10 protein-coding genes are annotated in these 11,399 nt (G+C 31.7%); 6 read left to right on the forward strand and 4 right to left on the reverse strand.

All coding sequences use genetic code 11. The annotated features are described in order from the left end of the window. Positions 1-124: 124 nt before the first annotated feature. The 6 genes from rpsO (at position 125) to rpe (ending at position 5,825) form a co-directional block, all read left to right on the forward strand. A complete protein-coding gene (rpsO, locus tag MUN68_RS13705; RefSeq protein ID WP_249996849.1) occupies positions 125-394 on the forward strand; it encodes a 30S ribosomal protein S15 in 270 nt (89 codons plus the stop codon). A gap of 195 nt (positions 395-589) precedes the next feature. Further along, entirely contained in the window at positions 590-2,842 is a 2,253-nt protein-coding gene (locus tag MUN68_RS13710; RefSeq protein ID WP_249996908.1) for a polyribonucleotide nucleotidyltransferase, read from the forward strand. A 310-nt stretch (positions 2,843-3,152) separates the two neighbouring features. Next, on the forward strand, positions 3,153-3,437 hold the full coding sequence (locus tag MUN68_RS13715; RefSeq protein ID WP_249996851.1) for a hypothetical protein: 285 nt from the start codon (positions 3,153-3,155) through the stop codon (positions 3,435-3,437). A 261-nt stretch (positions 3,438-3,698) separates the two neighbouring features. After that, positions 3,699-4,073, forward strand: coding sequence for a hypothetical protein (locus tag MUN68_RS13720; RefSeq protein WP_249996853.1), 375 nt, complete (start codon positions 3,699-3,701; stop codon positions 4,071-4,073). A gap of 90 nt (positions 4,074-4,163) precedes the next feature. Beyond that, positions 4,164-5,027 carry a sigma-70 family RNA polymerase sigma factor gene (locus tag MUN68_RS13725; RefSeq protein ID WP_249996855.1) on the forward strand — a complete coding sequence of 288 codons (864 nt, stop codon included), beginning with the start codon at positions 4,164-4,166 and terminating at the stop codon, positions 5,025-5,027. A 135-nt stretch (positions 5,028-5,162) separates the two neighbouring features. Further along, positions 5,163-5,825, forward strand: a complete 663-nt coding sequence (rpe, locus tag MUN68_RS13730) for a ribulose-phosphate 3-epimerase (protein ID WP_249996857.1) — start codon at positions 5,163-5,165, stop codon at positions 5,823-5,825. On the opposite strand, the gene MUN68_RS13735 is transcribed toward rpe, so the two are convergent. The 4 genes from MUN68_RS13735 to wecB all read right to left on the reverse strand — a co-directional run bounded on the left by MUN68_RS13735 (position 5,822) and on the right by wecB (position 11,363). Then, positions 5,822-8,176 carry a GumC family protein gene (locus tag MUN68_RS13735; RefSeq protein ID WP_249996858.1) on the reverse strand — a complete coding sequence of 785 codons (2,355 nt, stop codon included), beginning with the start codon at positions 8,174-8,176 and terminating at the stop codon, positions 5,822-5,824. The two genes, rpe and MUN68_RS13735, sit on opposite strands and share 4 nt — an antisense overlap. A gap of 1 nt (position 8,177) precedes the next feature. Next, on the reverse strand, positions 8,178-8,939 hold the full coding sequence (locus MUN68_RS13740) for a polysaccharide biosynthesis/export family protein (RefSeq protein WP_249996860.1): 762 nt from the start codon (positions 8,937-8,939) through the stop codon (positions 8,178-8,180). Between the two features lie 85 nt (positions 8,940-9,024). Next, positions 9,025-10,137 (reverse strand): MraY family glycosyltransferase, encoded by a 1,113-nt coding sequence (locus MUN68_RS13745; protein WP_249996863.1) that lies wholly within the window; start codon positions 10,135-10,137, stop codon positions 9,025-9,027. Positions 10,138-10,262: 125 nt separating this feature from the next. Further along, positions 10,263-11,363: a non-hydrolyzing UDP-N-acetylglucosamine 2-epimerase gene (wecB, locus tag MUN68_RS13750; protein WP_249996865.1), complete on the reverse strand. Its 1,101-nt coding sequence runs from the start codon at positions 11,361-11,363 to the stop codon at positions 10,263-10,265. Between the last annotated feature and the right edge of the window lie 36 nt (positions 11,364-11,399).

Genomic DNA, 11,399 nt, shown 5'->3' on the forward strand with positions numbered 1-11,399 from the left:
ACTTTTAAATATTGTATAAAAAACAGTAGTGCCAAAATATTTGTAAATCATTAAAAATTACTATATTTGCAGCTTGAAAGATTGACTTTCAACGTACATAAAAATCATTTACAATAATATTAGCATGTATTTAGACAAAAAAGAAAAAGAGAAACTCTTTAAGAAACACGGTAAAAACGCAAAAGATACTGGTTCTGCGGAAGGACAGATTGCATTATTTACACAAAGAATTGAACATTTAACTGAGCACTTAAAAAACAATCGTAAAGATTATAACACTGAGCGTTCATTAGTAATGTTAGTAGGAAAAAGAAGAAGCCTACTTGATTACTTAACTAAGAAAGATGTTTTAAGATATCGTGCAATAGTTAAAGAGTTAGGATTAAGAAAATAAAATTAAAGAGGCTTCGTGCCTCTTTTTTTATACAATAACTCTTACGAAAGAGTATAACATTCGTAAATAAGAAGCTAATTATAGTTTTTCATTGGTCAAGACATCACGTCTCACAACAACAACTACAACACAACGACCATTGTTTAACATTGTTTTGATATGTTTAAAATATTCAAAACTAGAATTAAAAAATTTATGATTCCAAAAGTATTTAGAGAGGTCATTGACCTTGGTGATGGTAGAGAAATTTCTATCGAAACCGGAAAATTAGCAAAACAAGCTCATGGTAGCGTTGTGGTGCAATCTGGAAAATGTATGTTATTATGTACTGTTGTTTCCAATTACGAACAAAAGGACGTTAATTTCCTTCCTTTAACTGTAGATTACAGAGAAAAATTTGCTGCTGCAGGACGATATCCAGGTGGTTTCTTCAAAAGAGAAGCAAGACCAAGTGATGGTGAAGTATTAACAATGCGTTTAGTAGACAGAGTTTTACGTCCGTTATTCCCAAAAGATTACCATTCTGAAACACAGGTGATGATTCAATTAATGTCTCATGACCCTGAAGTTATGCCAGATGCTATGGCAGGTTTAGCTGCTTCTGCTGCAATTCAATTATCAGATTTCCCGTTTGAATGTGCAATATCTGAGGCTAGAGTTGGTCGTATCAATGGTGAATTCATTATCAACCCAACATTTGCTCAATTAGAAGAATCTGATATCGATATGATGATTGGTGCTTCTGCTGATTCAGTAATGATGGTAGAAGGTGAAATGGATGAGATTTCTGAAGAAGAAATGGCAGATGCTATTAAATTTGCTCACGAAGCAATTAAAGTACAATGTGCTGCTCAAGTAAGATTAGCAGAAGCATTCGGAAAGAAAGACGTTCGTGAATATGAACCAGAAAGAGAAGACAAAGATTTAGAGAAGAAAGTACATGACATGGCATATGACAAAGTATATGCTATTGCAAAAGCTGGATCTTCAAAGCATGAAAGAAGTGCTGCTTTTCAACAAATAAAAGAAGATATTAAAGCGACGTTTTCTGAAGAAGAATTAGCAGATTACGGAGGTTTAGTTTCTGATTATTACCGTAAAGCTGAAAAAGCTGCCATTAGAAATTTAACCTTAGATGAAGGTTTACGTTTAGATGGTAGAAAAACTGATGAAATTAGACCAATCTGGTGTGAAGTAGATTATTTACCATCAACACATGGTTCTTCAATTTTTACTCGTGGAGAAACTCAAGCATTGGCTACAGTAACTTTAGGAACATCAAGAGATGCAAATCAAATAGATATGCCATCACAAGAAGGTGAAGAACGTTTCTATTTACATTATAACTTCCCTCCTTTTTGTACAGGAGAAGCTAGACCTATTCGTGGAACATCTCGTAGAGAAGTAGGACATGGTAACTTAGCGCAACGTGCATTAAAGGGAATGATTCCTGCAGATTGCCCTTACACTGTTAGAGTTGTATCTGAAGTATTAGAATCTAACGGTTCGTCTTCTATGGCAACTGTTTGTTCTGGGACAATGGCACTTATGGATGCTGGTGTACAAATGACAAAACCTGTTTCTGGTATTGCAATGGGATTAATTTCTGATGCAGATTCTGGAAAGTATGCTGTATTATCTGATATTTTAGGTGATGAAGATCATCTTGGTGATATGGATTTTAAAGTAACTGGTACTGCAGATGGTATTACAGCTTGTCAAATGGATATTAAAGTAAAAGGATTATCATACGAGATTTTAGTGAATGCACTTCAACAAGCTCGTAATGGTCGTTTACATATCTTAGAGAAACTGACTGATACAATTGCTACACCAAATGCAGATGTGAAAGATCATGCGCCTACAATGGTAACTAGACGAGTTCCTAACGAATTTATCGGAGCATTAATAGGTCCTGGTGGAAAAGTAATTCAGGAAATGCAAAAAGAAACTGAGACAACTATCGTAATTAACGAAGATCCTGTAACTGAAGAAGGTATTGTAGAAATTTTGGGTGTTGGTAAAACTGGTATTGATGCAGTTATGGCTAGAATAGATGCTATATTGTTTAAACCAACAGTTGGTAGCGTTTACGAAGTAAAAGTAATCAAAATGTTAGATTTTGGTGCTGTTGTTGAGTATATGGACGCTCCTGGTAATGAAGTTTTATTACACGTAAGTGAATTAGCTTGGGAACGCACAGAAAATGTGTCTGATGTTGTAAACATGGGAGACGTTTTTGATGTAAAGTATTTTGGTGTAGATTCTAGAACACGTAAAGAAAAAGTATCTCGTAAAGCAATTTTACCAAAACCTGAAGGTTATGTAGCAAGACCACCAAGAGATGATAAACGTTCTGGTGGACGCGATAACAGAGGTAGAGACAATCGCGGACGCGATAACCGTCGTGATGATCGCAAACCTAGAGAAGATAAAAAAGACGATTAATAATTAGCTTTTTAAAATATATTACCTAAGGTCTTTTTCATGTTTTTGGAAAAGACCTTTTTATTTATTGTGAAAAAAATATTTATTCTAATAATCTTATTTTAATCAGTTTATTCTTGTTCTCCAGAGGATAGTGCAAATGAAGAAGATAATCAATCCTCAATTCAATTTAGCAACTTCATCATTAAGTTTTATGATGCGCAGAATGATAATTCAAACACTGTTATTGACTCAATAAATTATGTTGTTATGAATAACAAGATAATTAGAGCTGAAGGGTTAAGATTTTCTACAAGCACCAAAAAAAGTTTTGATAACGCATACACTAACAATAGAAGATCAGAGTACAGAGACGGTATTAAATAAGAGAAAACTATTTAATTACAATGCTGTAAATGAATTAGCGGAGTATATAGAAGAGTTTATAATTAATCCTACAGAAAGTTCCTTTACAAAGTATGAATTTGAACATACAAATGAAACTTTCGCAAACATTTTACCAGATGGAATTTCTCAAATTTCAGTAGTTAATCAAATTACTCCAAACACAATAGAATTATTTAATACTAGTTTTGGCAATGGTAATAGTGAATAACTAATATTAATAACGATGACAATATTACAACTTATAATGAGTTTCAATTTTTCAATTTTAGAAAATATTTTAGTAGAGAAACCAGAGAGTTTTTCACTCAATAGTCATTAGATCTGCTTCGCTAAGATATTCTTATAAAGAATGAGATATTAAAAACAATTCTAAATAAAATCTAGTATTGAAGAGTTTTCAAACTTATTCAATCACTATATAATAGTCATCAAATTGGAAAACGCCTTAGTTTTCACTATATTACGAGTTATGATACATGAAGACAAAGAAAAATATCAAGATATTTTAAAAGACTCAGTAGATTATTTAGAGCACCATGGTTTCGAAAACATCAAAGCTGATACTGAAGGTTATGAAACTCCAAAATCATTTACAAAAAAAGGGAGTGATATAATTATTACACCAGATATTGTTGCAGATAAAAACGGTAGCAAACACTATTTTGATATAAGTCTAAAAAGTGAAAAACCAAAATTATTAAAATCTAAATGGCTATTTTTAAACGCTTTTACTGCCTTAAAATCACATCATTTCAAACTTATTACGACTAAAGGACATTACAAATTCACAAATGAAATGCTTGATGACATTAATTTACACAACAAAAGTTTAATCAAAATATAAATTAATTCAATATACTTGTAACATTTTTAACGCTTGTTACGTATAACTATATAGTAAAATACATTTACCCAAATTAAAGAAGACATTTAGATGAGACAGCTAAAAATCACAAAACAGGTTACCAATAGAGAAACGGCCTCCTTAGACAAGTATTTACAAGAGATTGGAAAGGTTGATTTAATTACAGCAGATGAAGAGGTAGAATTAGCTCAAAGAATCAAAGCAGGTGATCAAATAGCTTTAGAAAAATTAACTAAAGCAAACTTACGTTTTGTTGTTTCTGTAGCAAAACAATATCAGAATCAAGGTTTAACTTTGCCAGATCTAATTAATGAAGGAAACTTAGGTTTAATTAAAGCTGCACAACGATTTGATGAAACACGTGGATTTAAATTCATATCTTACGCTGTTTGGTGGATACGTCAATCAATATTACAAGCATTAGCTGAACAATCTCGTATTGTTCGCTTACCTTTAAACAAAATTGGTTCTATTAATAAAATAAATAAAACATTTGCTTTTTTAGAGCAAAGTCATGAACGTCCACCAAGTGCTGAAGAAATTGCAAAAGAGTTAGATATGACTATAAATGATGTCAAAGAGTCATTAAAAAACTCTGGTCGTCATGTCTCAATGGATGCTCCTTTAGTTCAAGGTGAGGATTCAAACCTTTATGATGTATTACGAAGTAGTGAATCACCAAATCCAGATAGAGATTTATTACATGAATCTTTACGAACCGAAATTGAAAGAGCCTTAGAAACTCTAACACCTCGAGAAGCTGATGTAATACGACTATATTTTGGCCTTGGAAATCAACACCCAATGACATTAGAAGAAATAGGTGAAACATTTGATTTGACACGAGAACGTGTACGTCAAATTAAAGAAAAAGCGATTAGAAGATTAAAACACACGTCCAGAAGTAAAATATTAAAAACATATTTAGGTTAGTAATTATATTTTTTCACGACCTAATAACAGTAACAAACAGTTACAAAATAACTGTTCGTTTTTTGATTGATGAAAGAACCCACGGCTGATTACCGTGGGTTTGTTTTTTTGTACTATTTTTGCAAAAAACAACTTATGTCTTCAAAACTTATAGCACCTTCAATTTTAGCAGCCGATTTTGCTAATTTACAACGCGATATTGAAATGATAAACGACAGTGAAGCAGATTGGTTTCACATTGATATTATGGATGGTGTATTTGTACCCAATATTTCTTTTGGAATGCCAGTTTTAAAAGCAATTACCACACATACAATAAAACCAGTAGATGTACATTTAATGATTGTAGATCCAGATAGATATATCAAAACATTTGCCAATCTTGGAGCAGATAATCTTACAGTACATTATGAAGCATGTCCTCATCTTCATAGAACTATACAAGCAATTAAAGCTGAAGGTATGAAAGCTGGTGTTGCATTAAATCCACATACTCCTATTGCGTTATTAGAAGATATAATCCAAAATATAGATTTGATATGTTTAATGAGTGTAAACCCAGGATTTGGCGGTCAGAGTTTTATTGAAAACACATATTCAAAAGTTAATCAATTAAAAAAAATGATTAACAAAAATGGAGCTACAACCAAAATTGAAATTGATGGAGGTGTCACTAATAAAAATGCAAAGCAGCTTATTGAAGCAGGTGCAGACATATTAGTTGCAGGTAGCTATGTTTTTAAAAGTAAAAACCAAACAGAAACAATTAAAGATTTAAAAGCTTTAGCAAACAGTTAAGTTTGCTCTTTACTACCATAGCCATAGCCATAGCCATAGTTATAGCCATAACCATAAGATTTACTAGCTCCTACACCATTAATTACAAACGCCATATTATTTAATTTACCCGTTTTGAATAAATCATCAGAGAACGTTAAAATCTTTTTATCAGTAAAATTAGCTCTTGCAATATAAACGGTTACATCTGCAAATTTAGAGATAAGCATTGTATCAGTAACTAGAATAGTTGGAGCTGTATCTACAATAACATAATCATATATTTTTTTGGCTTGATTTATTAAATCTTCATATCTCCAATTGGTTAATAAACTGGTTGGATTCGGAGGGATATTTCCTGAAAGTAAGATATCATGATTTGGATGATTATCAAATCCTTTCACAAGGTTTGATTGCCAATCAATAGATTTATCATTCAAATAATCAGACAATCCTACTGTATTTTTATCAAATTTTGTGTGGGTATGAATTTGAGGATTACGTAAATCTGCTCCTATTAATAACACTTTTTTATTCATACTAGAAAGTGCTAAAGATAAATTGATACTAATAAAAGTCTTCCCTTCACCCTTAATAGTTGAGGTACAATAAATTACTTTCCCATCATCACTATCGGTTAATGGAATTAAATAATTAACATTAGAACTTAAAATTCTGAAAGATTCGGCTAATACAGATCTATCATTAGGATCTTCAAAAAGCGTTTTTTCTTTTTTATTTATATCTGGTATCTCTGCTATAATTGGTATTTTATTATTCAATTTTACAATATCATCCTTTTCATGGATTTTAGTATCAAACATGAAAATTATAAATAGGACTCCAAATGGCACTAGAAAACCGCCTAAAATTGATGCAGCATAAATAACATTTGGTTTTGGCGTTTTAGGCGCAGATGATGACAATGCAAAATCAACCACTTTAATTGAAGGCTCTGTAATTGCTAAATTAATAGCTGCTTCTTCACGCTTTTGTAATAATAAAAGATATAAACTTTCTTTAATTGTTTGTTGACGCTCAATAGCTCTCAACAGTTTCTCCTTTTTAGGGATTTGTGCAACCGTACCCGACAACTCTCTATTTCTACTTCTTAATTGTGATTGCGACAACTCTAATTGCTTGTAGTAGGATTCAAGAGATTTTGTAATATTAGATGTTAAATCTTTTATTCTAGCTTTTGTTAATTGAACTGTAGGATTATTTATACCTCCACCTCCACTACTAATAAGTTTATCCTTATCAAGTACGGCCTGATTATATTCTCCAATTAATGAATTAACATTTCTGTTTTGGAGTCCAACATCTTCAGGTATGAGTTTTCCTTCTTCGTCTGTAACTATTGAGTTCTTAAGGACTTCAACTAATGCAATTTGACTCTCAATTTCAAATACCTTATCGTCTGACCTAGATCTTAGCTGTAAGCCTAATTCTGCATCAGTACTTAAGTCAATTAAATTGTTACGCTGTTTAAATTCCTTACGATCTACTTCAATAGAGTCTAATTCCTCTGCCAGATAAATAAATCTGTCATCGATAAAATCTAAAGTCCGTTGAGAAACCAATTGTCTATCTTTTATTCCATCATTATTAAAAACCTGTAAAAGTGTATTCAATATTCGTTCTGAACGTAACCTACTTTCGCCTCTGATAGTCAATTTAAGTAAATCACTTACGTCACCAACTGATTCTACAGAAAGCTGAGCTCTGAGTGCTAAAGTTGCTTTTTTAAGTGGTCCTAAATATACGGTATAGCGTTTTCCAGCACTCTCATCATAGGATAGTTGGTTATTAACAGCTACCGAGAATGGTAAAAGGCTGTCTGTTTCGACTTCTGTTACATGAGATCTGTTATATACTTGGTTGGTTTTTAAATCTGTAATTTTAATTGTTTCCTTTTCAATTTCTATAGCATAAGAACTAACTTTTTCTATACTTTCAGGTTCAACTAATTGTTGGTATTCAAAAGGTAATTCTGCTATTTGTGCGGTTTGAATTGTACCTTCTTCAAAAAATACAGTATTTAGTTTTAATCTTTTTGCCACTTTTTCAAGAAGCTGATAAGATCTAATAATTTCCATTTCATTTTCTAAGTTTATATTTTTACGCTTAAAAATGAATGCTGAAGTAGGCAATTCTAAACCTTCAGACTCGTCTAAAATTTTAATTTTAGCACTAGTTTCATATATCCTAGGAGCATATCTTACGTATAAATAAGCACTAGCTAAAGCTATAATTAAAGCAAAAACAAACCAAGGCCATTGTCTTAGATATTTATTAAATTCTTGCTTTAAATTTGCATTATCATCTTCTAAAATAGTAAATGCAGCGTTGTTATTTGGTTGTATGTCCATTCTACCTAGATAATAAAATAATTGAACTTAAAAGTACAGATGTAACAGAGAGAAGAATTCCAATATTCCCTATATATCCAGAACTTGTAACCTTTGATTTATTCGGATTTACAATGATGATATCGTTGGGTTTTAAATAATAAAACTCAGAATTCATAAATTCTGTATTTGTCAAATCTACATGAGTAATCTGTCTTGAACCATCAACTTCCCTAGTTATAATAATATCGTCTCGTTTACCATTAATCGTTAAATCTCCAGCATAACCTAATGCCTGAAAAAGTGATACGTTATGTTCGGTAAACGGAAATGTTCCTGGATTTCTAACTTCACCCAATACGGTTACTTTAGAATTCACAATACGAACATTAACTTTCGGATTATTTAAATGTCCACCAGAAGTGAGCTCATTTTTAAGCTTTTCAGCCACTTCTACAACTGTAAGATTAACTACAGAAATCTCTCCTAAATTATGGAAATTTATAGTCCCATCTTTATTCACCAAATATCCTTCTAACTGCATAACTAGCAGATTAGGAACGGCTCCACTACCTGTAACACTTTGATTATATGGTCGAGCTGCTTCAGGTATCAAGGTTTCGATATCTATTTTTAAAATATCATTTGGTTGAACAGTCATACTTTGATACTTAATTTCTGTCTCATTGTTTTCAACTGCATCTTGCAAATAAAACAAATCTTTTTTTGACGCACACGACGTCAAGACTAAAACAAATAGTAACATCAAATACTTTGATTTCATGGTATTGTATATAAATTGAGTTTGCAAATATAATCTATTTAAAGGAATCTCAAAGAAGTGCAAGAGTTGATTTCAGTTAAAAAAATTAGACCTTGACGCGTTTTTTATTTTTATTGAATACTCTAACAATAATAAATGGCAAACAATATAATACTGAACCATACACTAAAAGCAGTCCAATTTGCGAATTTAAATTTAAATGCAACATGTTAAACGCAATTACGACTATAAATAAATTGATAAGAACTACAGTGAACGTAGTTTGTACATGTGAAAATCCAGCTTGAATAAACCTATGATGAATGTGATTTTTATCAGCTTCGAAAGGGCTTTTCTTCAAAATAAAGATTCGAATAAAAAAGATTCGTAATGTATCAATAAGAGGAAAAAACAGCATGGCAAACGCCAAAGCTGGCGAAGCTCTAAAATATTCAGAATCAATATTTGTTTGTGATTGCGAGATAAAACTAATTGTAAAGAAGGCGAGCAAGAACCCAACAATCATAGATCCTGTATCTCCCATAAATATTTTATTTTTAGAAGAAAAATTCGACTTCAAAAATGCTAATAATGCACCAATTAGAGCCACTGAAATTGTAGCCAGACTAAGTGCGCCAGAGTTATAAAATAATATCGTAAAAAAAACACTTATTAATAAAGCGATACAGCCTGCTAAACCATCCACACCATCAATAAGGTTATAGGCATTTATTATTAATATATATACAAATAATGTAAAACCAATAGATACCCAATAAGGCAATATATCTATATCAAAAATTTTTGAAAACCCAATAATACGTGTATCAGTAAAGATAATTAATAATAATGCAGCAAACAGTTGTCCTATAAATTTCTTTCTAGCAGAAAGCACAGTTAAATCATCTTTTAGACCAAGAAAAAAAAGGATAGTTAATCCACCCATAACCAGCAATAATGCCTTTGTATTAAGCATTGCGCCAACAATAGTCATGACCACTACCAAACTAAAAAAAATACCAATACCTCCTAAGGTTGGTGTTTTACTAGAATGCATGCTTCTACTATCTGGCTCATCCATAAGATGCTTTTCTTTAGCAACATATAAAATAGTTGGAAAGGTTTGGTATGCAATTACAAATGCAAGAACAAAAGCGCAAACGAGCCATATTAATGGACTGTTTTCAGGATTAAAATTTTCAAGTAATGTTTTAATCATAAGTGTAATATGACATACAACGACATCATATTTTTAATTAATAGCAGATGCAAGATACAAATTTAATAACTAACACCTATAATTTCCGACATATTGCAGAATTATGACGAAGACATGATTGTTTTTTAATTATTTGAAAATAATTCTTTTAAAGATGTAATAATTCTTGTAGCTGTTTGCCCATCCCATAATGGAATATCATTTCCTTTTTTCCAATTTCCAGCAAAAAGCTTATCTAAATAAGGCTTCATGTTTTTTGGGTTTGTACCTACCAATTCATTAGTTCCTAAAGTGATGGTTTCAGGACGTTCTGTATTATCTCTAAGAGTCAAACAAGGTACTCGCATTACAGAGGCTTCTTCTGTAATTCCTCCAGAATCTGTTATTACTGCTTTTGCACGTTGCACCAAATAATTAAATTCTAAATAACTTAAAGGTTTCACCATATGAAGCCTTTGGTGACTAATATGCAATCGTTCTAAAATTTTAGCGGTTCTAGGATGCACAGGAAAAACCAATGGCAAATCTTGCGTGTTTGCTATAATTTCATCTATCATATCCTTTAGTTGAGACTCTTCATCTACATTTGCTGGTCTATGAAGCGTCATCACAATATAATTACCTTCAAAAAGGTTTAAATCGTTCCAAACTTGTGGTTGAATAAAATTAGGTTGTTGTTTAAGTAATGTATCTATCATTGTATTTCCAACGAAAAATATTTGCTCATCGTTAACACCACTTTTTTTCAAGTTTTCATTTGCAGTTTCTGAAGTGGTAAAAAAGTAATTTGTAATGCTATCGGTTACTAATCTATTAATTTCTTCAGGCATTGTCCAATCGTCGGAACGAATACCTCCTTCAACATGTGCTACTTTGGTTTGAAGTTTTTGAGCTACAAGAGCGCACGCCATTGTTGATGTCACATCACCAACTACAAGCACTATATCAGCAGGATGAGCTAATAATTCTTTTTCAAAACTAATCATAATGTTTGCTGTTTGTTCAGCCTGTGACCCTCCACTACATTCTAAATTTGCATGCGGTTCTGGAATCTCTAATTGTTCAAAAAAACTTCCAGACATGTTTTTATCATAGTGTTGCCCTGTATGCACCAATCTATAATCTAAATCAAAACCTTCTGCTTTTGCTTTTTGAATGGCATGAATAATTGGTGCAATCTTCATGAAATTTGGTCGTGCTCCAGCAATGATTGTAATATTATGCATTAGTTCTTGTTTTCGTATTTTAATTTTATTCTTATT

It is taken from the genome of Psychroserpens ponticola (genome assembly GCF_023556315.2).
GTDB lineage: Bacteria > Bacteroidota > Bacteroidia > Flavobacteriales > Flavobacteriaceae > Psychroserpens > Psychroserpens ponticola.